Annotated in this window: 21 protein-coding genes; 14 read left to right on the forward strand and 7 right to left on the reverse strand. The window is 66.6% G+C overall.

What is annotated here, in order from left to right; all coding sequences use genetic code 11:
• The first annotated feature begins 14 nt into the window (after nucleotides 1–14).
• Complete coding sequence (gene hutC, locus M9980_RS00965) at nucleotides 15–953, forward strand: histidine utilization repressor (RefSeq protein WP_250752423.1); 939 nt, start codon at nucleotides 15–17, stop codon at nucleotides 951–953.
• Here the strand turns inward: hutC and M9980_RS00970 are convergent.
• The 5 genes from M9980_RS00970 to copC form a co-directional block, all read right to left on the reverse strand.
• Nucleotides 950–1,693, reverse strand: coding sequence for a PepSY domain-containing protein (locus tag M9980_RS00970; RefSeq protein ID WP_250752425.1), 744 nt, complete (start codon nucleotides 1,691–1,693; stop codon nucleotides 950–952). The two genes, hutC and M9980_RS00970, sit on opposite strands and share 4 nt — an antisense overlap.
• The gene (locus M9980_RS00975) at nucleotides 1,690–2,400 is read right to left on the reverse strand and encodes a hypothetical protein (protein ID WP_250752427.1); all 711 of its coding nucleotides are present in this window, start codon (nucleotides 2,398–2,400) and stop codon (nucleotides 1,690–1,692) included. Before M9980_RS00975 ends, M9980_RS00970 begins: the two co-directional genes overlap by 4 nt.
• A gap of 5 nt (nucleotides 2,401–2,405) precedes the next feature.
• Entirely contained in the window at nucleotides 2,406–5,117 is a 2,712-nt protein-coding gene (locus M9980_RS00980; RefSeq protein WP_250752428.1) for a TonB-dependent receptor domain-containing protein, read from the reverse strand.
• Between the two features lie 384 nt (nucleotides 5,118–5,501).
• Nucleotides 5,502–6,419 (reverse strand): copper homeostasis membrane protein CopD, encoded by a 918-nt coding sequence (gene copD / locus M9980_RS00985; protein ID WP_250752429.1) that lies wholly within the window; start codon nucleotides 6,417–6,419, stop codon nucleotides 5,502–5,504.
• Nucleotides 6,420–6,421: 2 nt separating this feature from the next.
• Nucleotides 6,422–6,793, reverse strand: a complete 372-nt coding sequence (gene copC, locus M9980_RS00990) for a copper homeostasis periplasmic binding protein CopC (protein WP_250752431.1) — start codon at nucleotides 6,791–6,793, stop codon at nucleotides 6,422–6,424.
• 179 nt (nucleotides 6,794–6,972) lie between these two features.
• Between copC and M9980_RS00995 the strand changes: the two genes are divergently transcribed.
• The 4 genes from M9980_RS00995 to M9980_RS01010 all read left to right on the forward strand — a co-directional run bounded on the left by M9980_RS00995 (nucleotide 6,973) and on the right by M9980_RS01010 (nucleotide 10,780).
• Entirely contained in the window at nucleotides 6,973–7,248 is a 276-nt protein-coding gene (locus M9980_RS00995) for a hypothetical protein (protein WP_250752432.1), read from the forward strand.
• On the forward strand, nucleotides 7,245–7,682 hold the full coding sequence (locus tag M9980_RS01000) for a periplasmic heavy metal sensor (protein ID WP_250752433.1): 438 nt from the start codon (nucleotides 7,245–7,247) through the stop codon (nucleotides 7,680–7,682). The genes M9980_RS00995 and M9980_RS01000 overlap by 4 nt, the downstream gene beginning before the upstream one ends.
• Nucleotides 7,679–8,263: an RNA polymerase sigma factor gene (locus M9980_RS01005; protein WP_250752434.1), complete on the forward strand. Its 585-nt coding sequence runs from the start codon at nucleotides 7,679–7,681 to the stop codon at nucleotides 8,261–8,263. The genes M9980_RS01000 and M9980_RS01005 overlap by 4 nt, the downstream gene beginning before the upstream one ends.
• A gap of 510 nt (nucleotides 8,264–8,773) precedes the next feature.
• Nucleotides 8,774–10,780, forward strand: coding sequence for a copper resistance system multicopper oxidase (locus M9980_RS01010; protein WP_250752435.1), 2,007 nt, complete (start codon nucleotides 8,774–8,776; stop codon nucleotides 10,778–10,780).
• Here M9980_RS01010 and M9980_RS01015 read toward each other — a convergent pair.
• A complete protein-coding gene (locus M9980_RS01015) occupies nucleotides 10,749–11,030 on the reverse strand; it encodes a hypothetical protein (protein WP_250752437.1) in 282 nt (93 codons plus the stop codon). The genes M9980_RS01010 and M9980_RS01015 overlap by 32 nt on opposite strands.
• Between M9980_RS01015 and M9980_RS01020 the strand changes: the two genes are divergently transcribed.
• From M9980_RS01020 to M9980_RS01060, 9 genes are all read left to right on the forward strand, one after another.
• Nucleotides 11,020–11,988 carry a copper resistance protein B gene (locus M9980_RS01020; protein ID WP_422921403.1) on the forward strand — a complete coding sequence of 323 codons (969 nt, stop codon included), beginning with the start codon at nucleotides 11,020–11,022 and terminating at the stop codon, nucleotides 11,986–11,988. The two genes, M9980_RS01015 and M9980_RS01020, sit on opposite strands and share 11 nt — an antisense overlap.
• Nucleotides 11,989–12,079: 91 nt before the next feature.
• Nucleotides 12,080–12,550 carry a YybH family protein gene (locus tag M9980_RS01025; protein ID WP_250752441.1) on the forward strand — a complete coding sequence of 157 codons (471 nt, stop codon included), beginning with the start codon at nucleotides 12,080–12,082 and terminating at the stop codon, nucleotides 12,548–12,550.
• 56 nt (nucleotides 12,551–12,606) lie between these two features.
• Complete coding sequence (locus M9980_RS01030; protein WP_250752442.1) at nucleotides 12,607–13,065, forward strand: DUF305 domain-containing protein; 459 nt, start codon at nucleotides 12,607–12,609, stop codon at nucleotides 13,063–13,065.
• Nucleotides 13,066–13,163: 98 nt separating this feature from the next.
• Nucleotides 13,164–13,541, forward strand: a complete 378-nt coding sequence (locus M9980_RS01035) for a DUF305 domain-containing protein (RefSeq protein WP_250752445.1) — start codon at nucleotides 13,164–13,166, stop codon at nucleotides 13,539–13,541.
• Between the two features lie 58 nt (nucleotides 13,542–13,599).
• On the forward strand, nucleotides 13,600–14,040 hold the full coding sequence (locus M9980_RS01040) for a DUF411 domain-containing protein (protein WP_250755014.1): 441 nt from the start codon (nucleotides 13,600–13,602) through the stop codon (nucleotides 14,038–14,040).
• A gap of 152 nt (nucleotides 14,041–14,192) precedes the next feature.
• Nucleotides 14,193–14,558: a hypothetical protein gene (locus tag M9980_RS01045; protein ID WP_250752447.1), complete on the forward strand. Its 366-nt coding sequence runs from the start codon at nucleotides 14,193–14,195 to the stop codon at nucleotides 14,556–14,558.
• Nucleotides 14,559–14,646: 88 nt separating this feature from the next.
• Entirely contained in the window at nucleotides 14,647–15,897 is a 1,251-nt protein-coding gene (locus M9980_RS01050; RefSeq protein ID WP_250752449.1) for a TolC family protein, read from the forward strand.
• Nucleotides 15,894–17,105 carry an efflux RND transporter periplasmic adaptor subunit gene (locus M9980_RS01055; protein ID WP_250752452.1) on the forward strand — a complete coding sequence of 404 codons (1,212 nt, stop codon included), beginning with the start codon at nucleotides 15,894–15,896 and terminating at the stop codon, nucleotides 17,103–17,105. Before M9980_RS01050 ends, M9980_RS01055 begins: the two co-directional genes overlap by 4 nt.
• Nucleotides 17,102–20,233 carry an efflux RND transporter permease subunit gene (locus M9980_RS01060; protein ID WP_250752454.1) on the forward strand — a complete coding sequence of 1,044 codons (3,132 nt, stop codon included), beginning with the start codon at nucleotides 17,102–17,104 and terminating at the stop codon, nucleotides 20,231–20,233. Before M9980_RS01055 ends, M9980_RS01060 begins: the two co-directional genes overlap by 4 nt.
• Here M9980_RS01060 and M9980_RS01065 read toward each other — a convergent pair.
• Nucleotides 20,172–20,609: a MerR family transcriptional regulator gene (locus M9980_RS01065; protein ID WP_250752456.1), complete on the reverse strand. Its 438-nt coding sequence runs from the start codon at nucleotides 20,607–20,609 to the stop codon at nucleotides 20,172–20,174. The genes M9980_RS01060 and M9980_RS01065 overlap by 62 nt on opposite strands.
• Nucleotides 20,610–20,634: the final 25 nt, after the last annotated feature.

Below are 20,634 nucleotides of genomic sequence, written 5' to 3' on the forward strand. Positions count from 1 at the left end.
GGAGCGTCCTCGTTGTGGTCAAGCGCAGTGCCGTTGGTAGCGCAGGTGACGACGATCGCGCGACACGTCTTCTAGGATGCCCGCGCCCCCCTTGCGTTGGCGCCGCTCTCAAGCGCCTCAATCGCGTGCGATTTGAAGATGGCGGGCCCGAGCACAAGCTGTACACACAGGTTGCGGGCGGGAATCATGAGGTTGCGGGTGTGATCGACGACGAATCGATGGTCCTGGCAGCCGCCGGAGAGAAGGCATCGCCGCGGTACCAGCAGATCAAGCGCTTCATCGTCGACGGACTGAAGGCGGGCAATCTTCAGCCAGGCGACAGAGTGTTGTCCGAAGCCGAGATCGTCGCGCAGTTCGGCGTGTCGCGCATGACCGCCAATCGCGCGCTGCGCGAACTGACCGCCGCCGGCCTACTCGTTCGTCGGGCCGGTGCAGGGACCTACATCGCCGACCCGAAGCCGATCGGGCACATGATCGAGATTCGCAACATCGCGGACGAGGTCAGGTCGCGAGGTCACGCATACCGCTCCCGCGTCCTCGGCAACGACGCGCTAGGCGCCGAAGCCAAGATCGCCGCGCTGCTGGGCGTGCGGCCGGGCACGGCGGTGTTCCACAGCCTCATCGTGCATCACGAAGCAGAGTTCCCGATCCAGCTCGAGGAGCGCTTCGTCCTCGCATCTGCCGCGCCGCTCTACGGCCAGATGGACTTCCATGCGATCACGCCGAACGAATATCTCACGCGCGTCGCGCCGCTCGAACGGGTCGAGCACCGGGTCACCGCGCGCATGCCCGACGAGGCGACGCGGACGCTGCTGGGCATGGAGGACGACGAGCCGGTGCTGGTCATGACGCGACGCACCTGGAGCCGGTCGAAGCTCGTGTCGCACGCGATCCTGACGCACCCGGCGGACCGCTACGAACTGACCGCCGCATTCGAGGTCGGCGCCGGCTAGACCCAGTCGGTCGCGCGTACCGGCGTCTGGACGGGCCTCTGCCGCCTGAGCCACCGGAAGTCGGATTTCCGGAAGCTCTTGAACAATAGGTAGAAGCCGGTGCCCGACAGCCACAGCACGCAGAACGCGACGACGATGATCAGCGGATGGTTGAAGCTGGTGCGGTTCGCATAGTCCATGTTGTGGAGCATCCAGAAGAAGTCCCACGTCCGCCATGTGTCGCCCCGGGTCACCAGATGGCGCCCGTCGGTGGCGGAGACGTAGGCGCTGGAATTCTCCGGGTCGGCGAAATCGACACGCCACATCGGCCCGGCGTGCTCACGCGCCTCCAGGTTCGCCTTGGCGAGAAGCGAGACGCGCGTGACAGGGGTGGACATGCCGGCGGCCGCGATTTTGCGGGCCAGCAGCCGATCGACGCTGACCGGCGTTCCGGCGACGGCATCGACAAGGCGTGTGCCGGCCGCGTCGGTGATCTCGTACACCGGCCGCCCGGCGACCGCGCGCAGGACGAACGCCGACACGGGTCGGCCGCCGGTGACCAGCGCCGGATCGCGCAAGCCGCCGGTCGCGACCGGCATCGCGTGGACGGCCGGTCCGTCGTGCCCGCCCACGGCGTCGGCGTCCAGCAGCGCCATCATCGAGCCGCTGAGCGACCACAGCACGAACTGCAGGCCGATGATCAGCCCGACCCATTTGTGGATGCGTCGGAACAGCAGCGGGGATAGTCGCAGGCGTTTCATCGCTTGGCCTTCTTCCTGCGACGCGGGAACGACCAGACCAGCAGCCATGCGCCGCTCAACGCCATGGCGAAGGCGCTCCAGGTCGCCACGCGGAGCAGCGGATTGTTGACGTCGGTGCGCGCCTGGTAATCCATGATGTGGAGCATCCAGGCGAAGTCGAACACCCGCCACAGCAGGTGCCGCTTGGCCAGCAATTCGCCGGTCACTGGCGCGATATAGAGCGTGGGGCGGTTCCAGCCAGCGAACTCGACCTGCCAGTAGGGCGGCTTGCGATTGCCCATCTCCTGCTGCGCCGCAGTGAGCCGCGTGGCTCGAACGATGGCGCCGTCGCCCGCGTAGAAAGACCGCGCAGCCTGTCGGACGTCCGCCTCAGTCAGTTCACCGAGGCGCGCGCCGGACGCGGCGTCGAACGAGACGGCCCCTTCCGGCGACTGGACGCGCCAGATCGGACGGCCGAGCCGCTGCTGCAGCCGCACCTCGGTCGCACCGGGCAATGCTGCGGCCACGCTTGCCGGCGGGACGACGCCGACAGTCGCGAACCGTGACGCCGGCGCCGACTTGACTAGGTGATCGCCGTGGATCGTGTCGATGTGGACGACCACCATGTAGAAGCCGGTCGCCGTCCACAGCACGACCTGGATGCCGACGAACAACGCGATCCACTTGTGCGTCCGGCGGACGACCAGCGGCCATCTTACCGCGCCCATGACGGTCAGAAGGCCGTGCGGAAGCCGACGTAGAAGCGTCGGCGGAGAAGGTCGTAGGTCATCGTGTCGGTATTGCCGTCGGTGAAGCTCGGGATATACGGCGCCATGGTGTCGAAGAGGTTGTCGACGCCGATCTGGAACCGCGTCTTGGCGTCCACCTCGAACGCGATCTGCGCATTGTGGTAGAAGATGTCGGGCGTACGATACCCGATCGCGGTGGGCGCGGCGTTGAAGTCTTGCGCCTTGCCGATCCACTGCGTGGACCAGGTCAACGCGACGCCGTCCTGCTTTGCCGTGGCGACGCCGTAGCCGCGCCACTTCGGATAGCCGCCATTGCCGCCGCCGATGCGCCCGTCGAAGATGATCGGCGCGCCGCCGGGGAATGGCTCGACGACATATTCGTTGAGATAGGTCGCGTTGAGATCGATCTGCAATTCAAGGCGGCCGAGCGTATGCCCGTAGACGAGGCCGAGATCGAGACCGCTCATGCGCTCGAGGCCGGTGTTGATCGGCTGCGCCGAAAGTGCGGTGACCTCGCCGGTGAGCGGGCTGCGGACGAAGTCCTTGCAGAACGGGCTGGAGAGATTGGCGCTGGCGTAGCAGACCGCGAGCTTCGTCGATCCCGGGATCGCGCGGATCGCGCCGGTGATGTCGATGTCGAACCAGTCGGCGGTCAGCGACAGGCCGGGAATGATCCCGCGCGGCTGGATGACGGTTCCGACCGTCCAGCTCTTCGACGTCTCGGGCCGGAGGTTCTGGTTGCCGCCGACGGTCGTGAGGATCGTGGTGCCGAGCTGGACGTAGTTCGCGGGCACGCCCGACGCGCGGCAGTTGGCGACGAGGGTCGCGTTGGTGCTCGTGCCGTAGCGGCTGCAGGGATCGGAGGTCGTGAGGTTGCCCTCGGAGACGCCGCCGAACAGCTCCGGGACATTGGGCACGCGGAAGCCAGTTCCGTAAGTGCCGCGCACGCGGACGCCCTCGGTGATCATCCAGTCGGCGCTGAACTTGTAGTTCCAGTCGCTGCCGAAAAGGTCGTAGTCCGAATAGCGCACTGCGCCGTCGAGGGTCAGCGCGCGGAAGAACGGCGTGTTCGCCAGCACCGGCACCGAGACTTCGAGATACGCCTCCTTGGCCTTGGTCGAACCCGAGATCGGCGACTGCTGGTTGGTGTTGGCGATGCCCGCGACCGTCAGCGGATCGGGATTGCGCCAACCCTTCTCCTGCCGATACGTCACGCCCGTCGCGAACGACACCGCGCCGGCAGGCAGCCGGAACAGGTCTCCGTTCAGGTCGGCCGTCACCGACAGCAGCGAATTGCCGCCGGTGTCGCGCGAGGTGAAGAGGATGTAGTTCAGCACTTGGGGCGTCAGGTCGCCGAAGCCGAGATAGTCCCCGCATGGGATCGCGGCGCCGGGCGCAAGGCTGCACTTCGACGTGTCGATAGTGTTGCCGACGCGCTGAAGGTTCGCGATGTTGGTCGAACCGTCGATCCCGGTGTTGCGGCCATACGCACCCGCCACCTCCCACGCCCAGTCATTGGCGAACTTGCCCCGGAAGCCGAGCGTGCCCTGATAGGTGTCGGTCCGCTGGAAGAACTGGCGCGGCCCTGGCTCTGCCAGTCGGCGCTGAACGAGCACGATGTTCTGGCCCGTCGGGTTAGTCGGATTCGTGGCCGAGATCGCGAGGTTCCGCAGCGTGCCGGGCGTCGCGATCTGGTCCGACTTGCGGTGCGTGTAGAGGAACTCGCCGAACGCCTGCAGGCCGTCGGTGAGTTCGTAGTCGCCGAACACGGCCGTCGTGATGCGCTCGATCGGACTCACCGCATAAAGGAACGGGTTCGAGTTGAAGTTATGCTTGGCCGCGCTGTAGGGCTCGAAGAAATTGCCGTTGCCGCCGGGCACCTGGTTGAAGTTGATCTGCTGTCCATTGGGGAGCACCGCGCGTCCACCGATCGTCGATGCGCTGTTGACGCAGCTGAGCGAGCCCGGCGTCGTCTCCGCGAGCGAGCACGGCGCACGCGTGGCCATGTTGACCGGTTCGGTCTTCTGATAGGTCGCCGCCGCAAGGATGCCGCCACGATCGCCGCGCATGCCCCACAGCAGGTCGATCGTGTAGTCGCCGCCGTCGCCGCGCTCGGTGATGCCGCTGCGGCCGCTGATTCCGAGGCCGTTGTAGTCGGTGCGTGTGATCAGATTCACTACGCCGGCCATCGCATCGGCACCGTAGATCGCCGAGGCGCCGTCCTTCAGGACGTCGGTCCGCGCCAGCGCGACCACCGGTATCATGTTCAGGTCGGGTGACGAGTTCGCGCCGGTTCCGCCGGCCACGAGACGGCGGTTGTTGAGCAGGACGAGCGTGCGCTTGATACCCAGACCGCGAAGGTTGACCTGCGCGGTGCCGTAGCCGTTCCCCGTCCAATAGGCCGACGTCTGGTTACCCGCAAAGCCGGCGTTGGCGGGAAGCCGCTGCAGCAGCGTCTCGACGTTGACGATGCCGGTGCTTTCGATCTGCTCGGCTGAAACCACCGTCGCGGGTCCGACGCCAGCGATGTCCTGACGGCGGATGCGGCTGCCGGTCACCAGGATGTCGCCACCCGGCGCGGCCTCCTGACCTTCCGCACTCGGCTGCGCGGCGTCGGTCGATTTGGTGGTCTGCCCATAGGCGGGTGCGATGCCGCCCAGCATCGTGGCGGCGAGAAGTGCGGTCGCTAGCTTCATTGATTGTCCCCCGGCATCCTAGCCCGATGCGGAGAAAGAACATCATCTGTATATACAGGTCAAGAATAAATTGTCTTGAAAATCAATTGCTTAGGCGCTTACGCCGTGGGCGAAGTCTCGTTGCTATACGCACGCGATTGCGACACCCCTCGCGGTTCAAGCCGAACGATTACTTTTTTTCGTCCGGGCGCGATCAGACGCAATTTAACCACAGCGAGCGATCAGGGCCCTTTCGGGTAAAGACGTCGTCGGCGGTGTATCCAGCTGGCCGATTCCAACTCGAGTCGGGTTTCGAGTCGCTGGTTTCACCAAGCTCGAATTCGCAGCGCTTCCGCTTGGCGAACGAGTGGGTTCGCAACGCAGCCGTCCCGCCGGGCGAGGAACTCAAACGGGCATTGACGAGGGTTCGATCGTTCCCAGCCATGAGACCAGTGCCAGCACCGCGACCAGGCACGCCGTCTCGGCCGCGAGACTTGCCCGCAACGCGGTGACCGCTCCCGACCAATCGTCGGCGACACCGCTTCCGGCGAGCCAGGGAGTTAGCCTGAACCGGTTAGCAGCAGCCAGGCCGAGCATGGCGGCGAACACGGCGATCTTGGCAATCAGCAACTGTCCATAAGTGGTCGCCGGCAGCGCCGCGACGTTCGCCGGGCCGACGAGAAGCCAGGAGTTGGCGATGCCAGTCACCACGATAACGCCGACGACCGACGTGCCGACGCGTGAGAAGCCGTCGAGCGCCCGGTGCGTGGCGGAGACATCACCCGCGCTGATGCGGATCTGCAAACGGGTAACGAGGAAGAGCAGCGACATCAGCGCGCCCGCCCATGCACCGGCGGCAAGCAGATGCCCTATGTCTGCGACGAGATGGAACCAGCCCAGCGGTCCCTGGTCCATTACCCCGTGTCCAGACCATGCCAGACTCGCGATGGCGACGCCGCCGCCCAGCGACGCCAGCGCCAGCATCGCGGGCGCGCTGCGGCGCCAGGCCGCCGCCGCAGCGACGACCGCCAGGAGACCCGCCACGCGGGCGAACCACGCCATTCCGAGCGACATTCCCGTCAGAACGGCCGCGATGCCATCGACGTCGACTCCGGCGATGCCGGTGCCGCCCATCGACGCCACCACGACGAGAAGGCCGATGGCGGAGAGGATCAATCCCGCCGCGCCCGACATCGCCAAGACCACGCGCAGTGGCAGCGCGTCGCGCACGCCCGGCGAGTATAGCGCGAAGAGGGGGATGCCAAACGCCGCCGCCAGGACGAAATAGAGTCCGAACCGGACGGCGACGTTCAGCAATTCCATCGTCACCGAACCATGAAGCCGTAGCTGCCCTTTACACGGTGGGTGTCGGACGACACGACGTGCCAATCGAGCCTGTAGGTGCCGCGCGGCAGCGGCTTGGCGAGCGTGACGACCACGGTCTTCCCGTCCGGACCCACTGCGGTACTCGCCGTCATCTTCATCGGCGTCGACATCTTCATGCCCGGCATGTCGGTCATGACGAGCTCCACGCCGGAAAACTTGGCGACCAGCGGTTCCGAGAAAGTCAGCTGTAGCCTGCCTGTCGCGGCGACCGACGCGTTGGGCGCAGGCGTCGCCGACACCAGCTTGGGATGGGCGAGGGCGGGGCTCGCCGTGGCGAGCGCGGCCACCGCCGCGAGAATGCCGATACGCATGTTGCAACTCCTTGGCTCCGGCCAACCGCCGGCACGTTCGATACGCGCCGGATGATCCCGGCCCTCGAAAATGTGTTCGACTATCGAACGCGGACGGGACTTTAAGCCCTTATCTCGTCTAATGGTGAGGGCGAACGCCAACGCATGCGTAATCCACCGGTGAAGGACACGGAGAGAGGATGATGACGACAGATCTGGACGGCGCGCTGCGACGGCTGAGCGCCGCCGACCATCCCGGGCTCGACGGGATCGACGGCGCGATTCTGAGCGGCATCCGGGCTCGCCGGGATTCGCGCGCCGGCATCCGGATGGCCGGAATCGCCGGCGTCGGCGCGATCGCCCTCGGCGCGCTGGCCGCAGGCCCCGGAACGCCGCCCGCATCCGCCGCGCCGCTCGCGCCATTCGGCGCCGCCGCGCCGCTCGCACCCTCCACGCTGCTGATGACCGACCAGTGAGGACCTGGCGGCTCGCCATCGTCGTTGTCGTCGCCTTCCTGGCGGCGGTCGCGGGCGTCTGGATCGGCCGGACGTTCATCCCGGCGCATCAGGCGCGTGGTTCCGAGCTGCACGAGGTACTGCATCATGAGCTGAAGCTGGACGGTAGCCAGGAAGCCCGCATCGAACTCCTTGAGCAGCAATTCGCCGTGCGGCGTCGTGCCCTCGAACTGGAAATGCGCGCGCACAACGCGCGGCTCGCCGAGGCGATCGCAGCGGAGCACGGCAACGGTCCAAGGGTCGTGGCGGCAATCGACGCCTCGCACCGCACGATGGGCGAACTCCAGAAGGAGACGCTCGCGCACATCTTCGCGATGCGTCAGGTCCTGCGTCCCGACCAGGCCGCCACCTTCGACCGCGCGGTGGTCAGGTCGCTCACCGCCGACGCGCGGTGAAGTCCGACTATGGCGCGCTCTCGGACGGGGAGCTCGCGGCCCTCGCGGCGGTTGGCGGGGAAGCGGCCTTCCGCGAGATCGTCCGCCGCCACAGCAGCCAGGTCTACCGCCTGATCGTCGGCAACGTATCGGACCCCGACGAGGCGCTGGACCTGGTGCAGGAGACCTTCATCTCCGCCCACGGCGCGCTGCGCCGCTTCGACCCGTCGCGCCCGATGGCTGCATGGCTGTCGGTGATCGCGCTGAACAAGTGCCGGGACTGGGCGCGGCGCCGGACCGTGCGAAGGTTCTTCGCATTCGCACGGCCGATCGACGAGGTCGCCGGCGAACTCGCGTCCGACGCACCCGGCATCGACGTGGCGGCTGCCGACCGGCAGGAGCTCGAACGGCTTCGGCAGGCGATCACCGAGCTGCCGACCGCCCTGCGCGAACCGCTCGTCCTGCATTCGGTCGAGGGCATGAGCCAGGCCGACACGGCGTCGGTGCTGGCGATTACGGAGAAGGCCGTGGAGACACGCCTAAGGCGCGCCCGCATCCGGCTTGCAGAGATTCTCGCGCGCCATCCGCCTGCCGGACATTGAACTGCCTCGACCGTGTCAGACGTCGCGAATAACCGCCCCAACGCTTGGTCAGCTTAGAAAATCGGCCAACATGAGTTCTGCGCAACTACGCGGGCTGCAGCTGATCTCGCGCAGTGGCTAGGGGAAGCCGGTGGTCTAGCATCCTGGCATATTCCTCGGCCATTCTCAGATGAGCATGGGCGACGGTGGGGTCTTCGCAAGCCTTGGCCCGCTCGCGCTCTTGCTCGAGGCGTACACTATAATAGCTGATGTCGTCATCGCGCATGTCGTCCTCCTGGCTTGAGTCGGGATAAAATTATTCAAGCAATTCAACGATTGCAACACTACTGCAGCGCTACGTCGGATGGAAACTCTGCTCACTGGCGCTCCGAATCCCGCTCGTCGTTCAGTGGGGTTGACCCTGTCACGATGTCAGACCCGATATCGCAGAGAGGTCAATCGTTTGAGGGGCGACGCGCTCCGCTGCGTAGCACCGAATGAACACCAACCTCGCCAACGCCGGAATCCCGAATGAACCAGACGATCGATCGACGCGCGCTCATCAAGGGCGCAGGCTTCGGCGGCGCGGGCCTCGCGCTCGGAGCCTACCTGCCGGCATGGGCGCAGACCGTGTCGCCCGGGCTGACGTCGCCGTTGCCGGTGGTGTCGGGCAACGACATCACCCTCAGGATCGCGCGGCAGACGATGACCATCGACGGCCGCACGTCGAAGGCGATCGGCATCAACGGGACCGTGCCCGCGCCGCTGATCCGGCTGCGCGAGGGGCAGACCGTCCGCCTGAACGTCGTCAACGACCTCGACGAGGACAGCTCGATCCACTGGCACGGGCTGCTGGTCCCGCCGCAGCACGACGGCGTGCCGGGGGTCTCCTTTCCCGGCATCCGGCCGCGGTCGAGCTATCTCTACGAGTTCCCGATTCGGCAGAACGGCACCTACTGGTATCACAGCCATTCGGGCCTGCAGGAACAGCTCGGTCACTATGGGCCGATCGTGATCGACCCGGCGGGTGAGGATCCGGTGAAGTCCGACCGCGAGCACGTCGTCGTGCTGTCCGACCACAGCCAACTCTCGCCCGAATCCATCTTCCGGCGGATGAAGGTCGATCCGGGCCATTTCAACTTCCAGCGGCAGACGCTCGCCGGCCTGCTGGCGGGCCGCGACCAGCCGCTCAAGGAACGCGTCGACTGGGGCAGGATGCGGATGGATCCGACCGACATCTCCGACGCGACCGGCCCTGCCTACACCTACCTCGTCAACGGACACGGCCCCTTCGACAACTGGACGGCGCTGTTCACACCGGGCCAGCGCGTGCGCCTGCGCGTCATCAACGCCTCGGCGATGACGACCTTCAACGTCCGCATCCCGGGGCTGCGGCTGACCGTCGTCCAGGCCGACGGGCAGAACGTGATGCCGGTCGAGGTCGACGAGTTCCAGATCGGTGTGGCCGAGACCTATGACGTCATCGTCACGCCGACAGAGGACAGGGCGTTCACGCTGGTCGGCGAGTCGATCGACCGCTCGGGCATGGCGCGCGCCACATTGGCGCCACGCCCCGGGATGGCGGCCGAGGTGCCACCGCTGCGCAAGCGGCCGCTCGCGACCATGAAGGACATGGGCATGGGCGACATGTCGATGGGGCACGGCGAGATGCCGGGCATGGACATGTCGAGCGGCAGCATGGGCGGGATGGATATGTCCGGCGGTGCGATGCGCGGCGTCGATCCGACGGCGGAAAAGAATCCGTCGGCGAAGCTGGCGACCCGCGCACTGGCGGCAGGCGCCGCGGCGATGAGCGGGATGGATCATGGCGCGATGCCGATGGACCACTCGACCATGGCCGGAATGGATCATGGTGCCGCGGCTGCATCCTCGGGTGGTATGGCCGGAATGGATCACGGCGCGATGCCGGCGCAGTCGGGCGGCATGGCCGGCAGGGACCATGGATCGATGGACATGGGCGCGATGAAGATGCGCGACTTTGCCAATGCGCCGCAGGTGAAGCGGACGCCCGGCGTCCAGACCATCTCGCCGATGCCGATGGATCGCACCGGCGAGCCCGGCCAGGGGCTCGAGGACGTGGGCCACAAGGTGCTGACCTACCGCGACCTGATGTCGCTCGAGCGCAATCCGGACGTTCGCGCGCCGTCGCGCAGCATCGACATCCACCTGACCGGCAACATGGAGCGCTTCATGTGGTCGTTCGACGGGGAGAAGATGTCCGACGTGCACATGCCGATCCCGTTCGTCGAGGGCGAGCGCGTGCGCGTGAACCTGATCAACGACAGCATGATGGGCCACCCGATCCACATCCACGGCCACTTCTTCGAGCTGGTAACCGGGCATGGCGACCATGGCCCCCGCAAGCACACCGTGATCGTCCAGCCGGGCGGGAAGGTGACGTGGGACTTCACCGCCGACGCGGTCGGCGACTGGGCGTTCCACTGCCACCTGCTCTACCACATGCACGCCGGGATGATGCGCATCGTCAGCGTCCGGCCAAAGGGAGAGGCGGCATGATCCGGCTTGCCGCCGCGTTCGCGGCCAGCACCGCAATCGTGATCGCCGCCCCGGCAATCGCGCAGGACCATTCGATGCACAACATGCCCGGGATGACGATGCCCGCGCCGGCCAAGAAGGCGCCGCAGACGAAAGCGGTGCCCAGGAAGGCGACGACGAGGAAGGCCACGCCGGCCACGCCCGCCGCGCGCAAGCCTGTTCCGCCCCGCAGGGCGACCGCTACGCCGCCGGCCGATGACATGCCGGGCATGGACCATTCCGCTCACGGCGCGGCACCGACCACCGCGCCGCCTGCGGGACAGGCAATGGATCATTCGTCACACGGGCAGCCTGCGCCAGCCGCACCCGCCGGACAGATGGACCATGGCGCGATGCCGGGCATGAAGACTGACGGCGGACAAATGCAGGGCATGGACCACGGGGCGATGCCGGGCATGCAGATGCAGCCGATCGGCACCGCGCTGCCAGCCGGCAACGCGCCCGCGCCACAGCCGCCGATGGATCACTACGCCGACCGGCAGTTTCCGGCCGGTGAGATGGAACGGTCGCGCGACGTGATGATGCACGAGAGCGGCGGCCAATCGTTCTATCAGGTCATGTTCAACCTGGCGGAATACCAGGCGCGCAAGGGCCGCGACGGCTATCGCTGGGACGGCGAGGCGTGGTTTGGCGGCGACATCAACCGGCTGACGCTCAAGTCGGAAGGAGAGGGCGCGTTCCGAGAGGGGGTCGAGAGCGCCGAGATCCAGGCGCTCTACAGCCGCGCGATCGGGCCATACTTCAATCTGCAGGCCGGCGTCCGCCACGACTTCGAGCCGGGTCGACCGACGACATACGCGACGGTCGGGTTCGAAGGGCTGGCGCCATACTGGTTCGAGGTCGAGGGCGCGGCGTTCCTGTCGGACAAGGGCGACCTGCTTGGACGGCTGGAGGGCTACTACGACCAGCGCCTCACGCAGCGGTTCGTCCTCCAGCCGCGCGTCGAGTTCAACCTCGCCGCGCAGGACGTGCCGGAGACCCGGACCGGCGCGGGACTGTCGAGCGCGGAATTGGGCCTCCGGCTGCGCTACGACATCAGCCGCAAGTTCGCGCCTTACGTCGGCGTGTCCTACGAAGCGAAGACGGGTCGGACAGCGCGCTACGCCCGGGCCGACGGCGAGGATCCCACCGTGACCAGCCTGGTCGCAGGTATCCGGCTGTGGTTCTGACGCGTCTCCAATCACGGAACACGCCGCGTGCGGGAAGCGCGCGACGTGACGAAACGCCGCCGACTGAGGACATCGATCAGGAGAGTTCAGCATGCGCAATTCGATGATGACATTCGCCGCTATCGCCGTCGTGCTGCCGGCTTCCTCGACGGCGCAACCGGCGGGCCGCGCTGCCGACACGCGTGCGGTCGTCACCGTGCTCGCGCAGTATAAGGCGGCCATCGAACGGCTCGATCCGAATGGCACCGAGCGGCTGTTTACGCAGGACTCGCAGATCTTCGAGACGGGCGGCGCGGAGGGGACCTATACGAACTACCTCGCGCATCATCTCGGCCCCGAACTGAAGGCTTTCCGATCGTTCGTCTTCTCCGATTACAAGATCGACGTTCGCTTCGTCGGTGCGGTCGCGCTCGCGACTGAAACATACCGCTACCGCATCGTGCCCAACACGGGCGAGGCAGCCGACCGTCTCGGCGTCGCCACGAGCGTGCTGCGCAAGGTCGGCGGCGACTGGCGGATCGTGTCGATGCACAACAGTGCGAGGCGTCCGCCATCGCAATGAGGCATCGGGACGCAGCAACACTTGGCGATCCAACGAAGTGGAGCAGGAGAGTCGACATGGAAGCCAAGGAAATGAAGAACGCCTACGTCAGCCTCGCCGTCCAGACCGCGATCAGCGGCGTCATCATGTATCTGGTGATGTTCGTCATGATCGACGGGCTCAGCAGCTTCTACAACAACCTCAACATGGTCTACATGACGCTCATGATGGTCGCCCCGATGGTGATCCTCATGATCCTGGCCATGGGCCATATGTTTCCCAACAAGACGGTGAACGCCGCCGTCCTCGCCATCTCCGTCGCCGCTTTCCTCGGCTCGTTCGCGCTGATCCGCACCCAGACCACGATTGGCGACACCGCGTTCCTGCGATCGATGATTCCGCATCACTCGGGGGCAATCCTGATGTGCCGCGAAGCCTCGCTGAAGGATCCGGAGGTGCAGGCGCTCTGCGGTGCCATCATCAAGTCGCAGCGCGAGGAGATCGACCAGATGGAGGTGATCCTCCAGCGGAGGTGATCGCTCAAGCCGGATTAACGTCAACACGCAGTGTATTGGGACGAGGGGGGCGGGCTCCCACTGCGTATTGCCCTCGAGCGGGGAGACGCAGGAGCGAAATGATGAAGATGACCACCGTGTTGGCGCTTGCAGCCGCCATCGTCGCGACACCCGTCGCCGCGCAGATGCAGGGCATGGACCATTCGAAGATGGACATGGGCCAGATGATGAAGCCGACACCCGCCAACCCGTACCCGCCCGCCGAGATGGACATGCATCACAAGATGATGGGCGCGACCGGCGTGGACGCTACCGAAACGTGGGTGCGCAAAATGATCGAGCACCATCGCGGCGCCGTCGCGATGTCGCGCATCGTCCTCAGCGAAACCAAGGACCCAAAGGTGCGAATGATGGCGACCAAGTCCATCGCCGAGCAGACCCGCGAGATCGGCGAGCTCACCGCTTGGCTCCGCACAAACGGCAAGCGGGCTCAGTGACCATGCTTCTCTCCGCCGCGTGGACGGCGGAGGGCAGCCGCATTAGGATGATTAGATGATGAAGCTCCGCCTCCTCGCCGCAGCGTTCGCTCTGGCGTCCGCGGCTGCCGTCGCCGCCGGACCGGTGTTGGTGCACCGCGATCCGGGCTGCGGCTGCTGTGGGAAATGGGCCGCGCAGGTGAAGGCGCAGTTCGGCCGGGCGGTAAAGATAGTCGATGATGGCAACCGCGCCGCGTTCCAGAAGGCGCGGGGCGTGCCGGCGGACCTCGCCTCCTGTCATACGGCGGTGATCGACGGGATGACGTTTGAGGGTCACGTCCCGATCGCCGACATGAAACGGGCCCTCGCTACCCGCCCCAAGGGCGTCAGCGGGCTCGCGGTGGCCGGCATGCCGCTCGGCTCGCCGGGAATGGAGATGCCCGGCATGCATGTCCAGCGCTACGATGTCATCGCATTCGGCTCAGTCGGACGCCGCGTATTCGCGCGCCACGGTGGATAATGTGACAAGCATTACGACCACGTCGGTGGGCAAACTCATGAGGTTGGCCGCCTGACGGCATCCGATGATCACGTAACCAATGCGCGTGCGCAGCGAATGACTAACAGTGCGGCTCGATTGACACTCCGTCGGAGCGACCGCAGGATGAACCGGTGAAACGATTTGCGACCTTCCTGCTTTTGATCGGTGTGGTGATCGGCATCGCCGTCCAGCCTGCGCAGGCGCTCACGCCGGCGATGGCGACCATGAGCATGGCGCAGATGTCACAGGCAGCGATGGCGACGATGCCAGACTGCACCGAGGCGATGAGCAGGGATGCGACACCCAAACCCTGCAAGTGCGGGATGGCTGGATGCGTCGCAATGATGGCGGCCGGTGCGCCCTTCATGTTGGGGGACAGTTCGTCCGCGTTTTCGGCCCCTCTGGCCAGCGAGCGCCAGAATGGACTGGCTGTCGTTGCGACACTGCGCGGTCGATCGACCCCGCCAGAGCCCGAACCACCCTCAATCCTGATCTGACTTCGACAGGCGCGCGTGTTTCGCACGCGATCCGGCGCTTACGCGCCGGGTCCAGCGCCGCATGACCTCGGATTCGGGAAATGACACGATGGGAACCACCCAAAGGCGCGCCGCGTGCGCGTTCGGCTGCCTGGCAGCCATGATCGGCGGCCAGCCCGCCGTGGCCGGGCCGCTGACCTTCGAAGCCGCGCTGGCCAAGGCGCAGGCCAGCGCCCCTTCTGTGAAGGCCAAGGTGCTCGGCACGGATGCTTCGCGCGCGTCGCGCGCCGGGGCGGGACAACTGCCCGATCCCAAGCTGGCGCTCGGCATCGACAGCTTCCCGATCTCGGGGCCGCTGGCGTTCGAGCCGTCGCGCGACAATTTCACTTGGGCGAGGGTCGGCGTCTCGCAGGACATTCCCAATCTGGCCAAACGCCATGCACAGCGCGGGCGCGCTGATGCCGAAATTGCCGTGGCGGAGGCAGGGACGCTGGCCGAAGTCCGTGTCGTCGCCGTGCAGACTGCGGTCGCTTGGATCACTCTCGCCTATGCTGAGCGGCGGCTGGCTGCACTTGATGATGTGTTGGCGCGGCTTGGCCGCTTCGTGCGCACGTCGCCCAGCGCCGTCGCGTCGGGGAGCGCGCGGCCGGCGCAGACGCTGGCGGGCCGCGAGGCGATGGCGCGGTTGCAGGACCGACGCGACGAACTGGTGTCGGCGGTAGCGCGCGCCAAGGCGGAGCTAACTCGCTGGACCAGCGAGGCCGCGCCCGAAATTGCGGGCGCCATGCCGAACCTCGCGGTCGATCCGGCGCGGCTTCGGGCTATCCTCGAACGTCATCCCTCGCTCATCCTGCAAGCCGCCCAAGTCGGCCGCGCCGACGCCGACCTGCGGCTCGCCCAAGCCGAACGCCGCCCGGATTTCGGGGTCGACCTTTCCTATCAGCGCCGCGATCCGCGCTTCGGCGACTATGTCTCGGCCGGGGTGACGATCGGACTCCCACTGTTCAAAAAGCACCGTCAGGATCCGCTCATCGCCGCACGTGCCGCCGAAGCGGGCAGCGCCCGCGCCGAGACCGACGCGACGCGCCGCGCGCTGACCGCCGATCTCGAGGCGGGGCTCGCCGACCATGTGATGCATCACGATCAATGGCTGCGCGCGCGAGACGTGCTCCAACCGCTCGCGCAGGAGCGCGTCACGCTGGAGACAGGCAGCTATGCCGCGGGGCGCGCCGGGCTGGTCGATCTCGTCGATGCCCACGCCACGCTCGCTGATGCGATCCTCACCACGCTCGATCGCGAAGCCACCGTCGCCGCGGACGGTGCGCGGCTGAACCTGCTATTCGGGAGTGTCGACCGATGACTCTGACGTCGCTCCAGCGTTCGCAACTGGCCGCCGCACTCGCTGCTGTCGCGCTCGCCGCCGGTGTAGGTGGCTACTACCTCGCCGGATCGCGTGTGCCGGCCGCGGCTTCGACCGACGCAGTACGCAAGCCGCTCTACTATTACGATCCGATGGTGCCGACCGAACATTACGACAACGCGGACTCGCTGTCGTCGATGGGCATGAAAACCATTCCCAAATATGCCGATGAAAGCGGCGGTCCAGGCGCCGCCCCCGGCGTCAGGATCGATCCCGCTGCGATACAAAATCTCGGTATCCGGCTGGTGACCGCGACCACTGGGACGCTCGCCGGTTCGCTTGATGTCACCGGCGCGATCGACTTCAACCAGCGCGACGTGGCGATTATCCAGGCGCGCGCCGCCGGCTTCGTGCAGCGCGTCTATGGTCGCGCGCCCGGCGACGTGATCCGCGCGGGCGCGCCAATTGCCGACGTGCTGGTCCCCGAATGGGGCGGCGCACAGGCCGAGTATGATGCGGTACGCAAGACCGGCGACCGGGCGCTGATCGCCGCCGCCGCGCAGCGCCTGCGCCTGATCGGCATCCCGGGCGGCGCGGCGCGCGGCCGCGGCATGACGACGATCCGCAGCCCGATCGGCGGCGTGATCCAGACGCTCGACGCGCGCGCCGGGGTGACGCTCGCCGCGGGGCAGACGCTTGCCCAGGTCAACGGGCTCGGCACCGTATGGCTCAACGCCGCCGTTCCCGAGGTGCGCGCCGCCGACGTCAGGCCAGGACAGACTGCGACCGCCGAACTGGCGGGCTTTCCCGGCGAACGCTTCAACGGCCGTGTGATTGCGGTGCTCCCCACCGCGCAGGCCGACAGCCGCACGCTGACCGTTCGCATCGAACTGTCCAACCGCGACGGGCGTCTGCGTCCCGGTATGTTTGCGACGGTCCATCTCGGCGACACGTCGCGAACCGCGCTGCTCGTGCCGAGCGAGGCGGTGATCCGCACCGGCAAGCGCACGCTGGTGATGCTTGCTGACGGCAAGGGCCGGTTCCGACCGGCCGAGGTGCGCATCGGGCGCGAGGCCGGCGGCCAGACCGAGATCGTCGCCGGCCTCGCCGCTGGCGAGAAGGTGGTGGCTTCAGGCCAGTTCCTGCTCGACAGCGAGGCGAGCCTGACCGGCATCGCGGCGCGGCCGATCGCGGGCGAAGGCAAGTGATCGCGCGAATCATCGAGGCATCCGTCAAGGCGCGTATCCTCGTACTGCTGGCAGCGCTCGCGCTCGTCGCGATCGGCATCGGTGCGCTCCGCTCGACCCCGGTCGATGCGCTCCCCGATCTGTCCGACGTGCAGGTCATCATCCGTACCACCTATCCGGGCCAGGCGCCGCGCATCGTCGAGGATCAGGTCACCTATCCGATTGCCACGACGATGCTGTCGGTGCCCGGCGCGCGCGTCGTGCGCGGCTATTCGTTCGTCGGCGACAGCTTCGTCTATGTGCTGTTCGAGGATCGCACCGACCTTTACTGGGCGCGCAGCCGCGTGCTCGAGTATCTGAGCCAGGTGCAGGGCCGGTTGCCCGACGGCGCCAATGCATCGCTCGGCCCCGACGCGACCGGGGTCGGCTGGATCTATGAATATGCGCTGGTCGACCGGACCGGGCGGCATGATCTCGCCCAGTTGCGCAGCATCCAGGACTGGTTCCTGCGCTACGAACTGAAGGCCGTGCCGGGCGTCGCCGAGGTCGCGAGCATCGGCGGCATGGTCCGCCAATATCAGGTGATCCTCGATCCGCAGAAACTTGCTTCCTACGGCATCACGCATGAATCGGTGATCGAGGCGCTCAAGCGCGGCAATCAGGAGAGCGGCGGGTCGGTGCTCGAAATGGCCGAAGCCGAATATATCGTCCGCTCGACCGGCTACCTCGCCTCGCTCGACGATTTCCGCGCAATTCCGTTGAAAAGCGTGGGCGGCACGCCGGTAACGCTCGGCGATGTGGCGACGGTCCAGGTCGGCCCGGATATGCGGCGCGGTGTCGCCGAACTGAACGGCCAAGGCGAAGTCGCCGGCGGCGTCATCGTCATGCGCCAGGGCCAGAATGCGCGCGCGGTTATCGACGGGGTTCGCAGCAAGCTCGACGAGTTGAAGCGCAGCCTGCCGCCCGGCGTGGAGGTCGTCACGACGTACGACCGCTCGGGGCTGATCGACCGCGCGGTCGACAACCTCACCGGCAAGCTGATCGAGGAGTTCATCGTCGTCGCGATCGTCTGCGCGCTGTTCCTGTGGCACGCGCGATCGGCGCTGGTCGCCATCCTGACGCTGCCGCTCGGCATTCTCGCCGCGTTCATCGCGATGCGCGTCCAGGGGCTGAACGCCAACATCCTGTCGCTCGGCGGCATCGCGATCGCGATCGGCGCGATGGTCGACGCGGCGGTGGTGATGATCGAGAATGCGCACAAGCATCTCGAACACTGGGACCGCGATCATCCGGGCGAGACGCTGACGGGCGAGAATCGCTGGCGCGTGATCACGGCGGCGGCGGTCGAGGTTGGCCCGGCGCTATTCCTGTCGCTGCTGATCATCACCTTCTCGTTCGTGCCGATCTTCTCGCTCCAGGGTCAGGAAGGTCGGCTGTTCGCGCCGCTGGCGTTCACCAAGACCTATGCGATGGCGGGTGCGGCAATCCTGTCGATCACGCTGATCCCGGTGCTGATGGGCTATCTGATCCGCGGCCGCATTCCGTCGGAATCCGCCAACCCGATCAACCGCGTGCTCACCCACGCATATCGCCCTGCGCTTGACTGGGTGCTGGCGCGGCCGAAGCAGGCGTTGGTCATCGCGGTGCTGGTGTTTGCGACAAGCCTGTGGCCGATCAGCCAATCCGGCGGCGAGTTCATCCCGCAGATGAACGAAGGCGACCTGCTGTATATGCCCTCGGCGCTCCCGGGCATCTCGACTGCCAAGGCCGGGCAACTGCTCCAGCTCACCGACCGCATGATCAAGACCGTGCCCGAAGTGGAAAGCGTGTTCGGCAAGGCCGGCCGTGCCGACACGGCGACCGATCCCGCGCCGCTTGAGATGTTCGAGACGACGATCCGGTTCAAGCCGAGAGACCAGTGGCGGGACGGCATGACGCAGGAAAAGCTGATCGACGAGCTCGACCAAGCAGTGAAGGTGCCGGGCCTCGCCAATTTCTGGATCCCGCCGATCCGAAACCGGATCGACATGCTGTCGACGGGGATCAAGAGCCCGATTGGGATCAAGGTGGCGGGCTCGAACCTCGCCGAGATCGACGCGACCGCGCGGAAGATCGAACAGGTCGCGAAGACCGTGCCGGGGGTGAGTTCGGCGCTGGCCGAACGCCTCACCGGCGGGCGCTACATCGACGTGACCATCAATCGTGCTGCGGCGTCGCGCTATGGACTGAACGTCGCCGACGTTCAGTCGGTCGTCTCAAGCGCGATCGGCGGCGAGACGGTCGGCCAAACGGTCGAGGGGCTCGCGCGCTATCCGATCAGCGTGCGCTATCCGCGCGAACTGCGCGACAGCATCGATGGCCTGCGTAACCTGCCGGTCCTGACTCCGTCGCTGCAACAGGTCACACTCGGAACGGTCGCCGACATCGCCATCAGCGAAGGCCCGCCGATGCTGCGTACCGAGAACGGTCGGCCGGTGACGTGGATCTATGTCGACGGGCGCGGCGCGCCGCTCACCACCATAGTCGGAAATCTCCAGCAAGCGATCGCCGCCAAGGTGAAGCTGCCGCCCGGCATCAGCGTCAGCTACACCGGCCAGTTCGAGTTCCTCCAGCGCGCGGTCGAGCGTCTGAAGATCGTCGTGCCGGCGACGCTGCTGATCATCTTTCTGCTGCTCTACGCGACGTTCCGGCGGCTCGACGAGGCGGCGCTGGTGATGGGCACGCTGCCGTTCGCGCTGACCGGCGGGGTCTGGCTGCTCTACCTGCTCGGCTACAACCAGTCTGTCGCGACCGGGGTCGGGTTCATCGCGCTGGCAGGCGTATCGGCGGAGTTCGGCGTGGTGATGCTGATCTACCTCAAGCACGCGCTCGCCGATCGCGGCCCGACGCCTAGCGGCGAACAGATCGAAACAGCAGTGCGTGAAGGGGCGCTGCTGCGGGTGCGCCCCAAGGCGATGACGGTCGCGGTGATCCTGGCGGGACTCCTGCCGATCCTGCTCGGCACCGGCACAGGCTCCGAAGTGATGAGCCGGATCGCCGCACCGATGATCGGCGGGATGCTGACCGCGCCTCTGCTGTCGATGCTTGTTATTCCCGCGGCCTATTTGTTGATGCGGCGGCGCTCGGCGTACCGCCAGGGTCAGGGCTAAGAGCCTCAAGAATTCGGCAATCGGTGACCGCCCCGCCAGCGCACGACGTTATCAGTGCGGCCAATCGCTCGCGCAATCGCGCGAGATCGGTCATCTTGCGATCGACGTCGGCAAGATGCTGGCTCGCAAGAGCATCGACGGCGGCACAGTCGGCGATCCGGTCGTTGGCGAGGTCGAGCAACTCCCGCACGGCATCGAGCGAGAAGCCCAAATCGCGCGCGCGGCGGATGAACGAGAGCCGGGCAAGATGCGTCCGGTCATACGCACGATAATTCCCCGCGGTACGCGCCGGCGGAGGCAGCAGGCCGATCTGCTCATAATAGCGCACCGTCTCGACCTTGGTCGAGGTAACCCGCGCCATCTCACCGATCTTCATCGCTTGACCCTATAGTGGCTTCAGG

Source organism: Sphingomonas donggukensis (genome assembly GCF_023674425.1).
Lineage (GTDB): Bacteria > Pseudomonadota > Alphaproteobacteria > Sphingomonadales > Sphingomonadaceae > Sphingomonas > Sphingomonas donggukensis.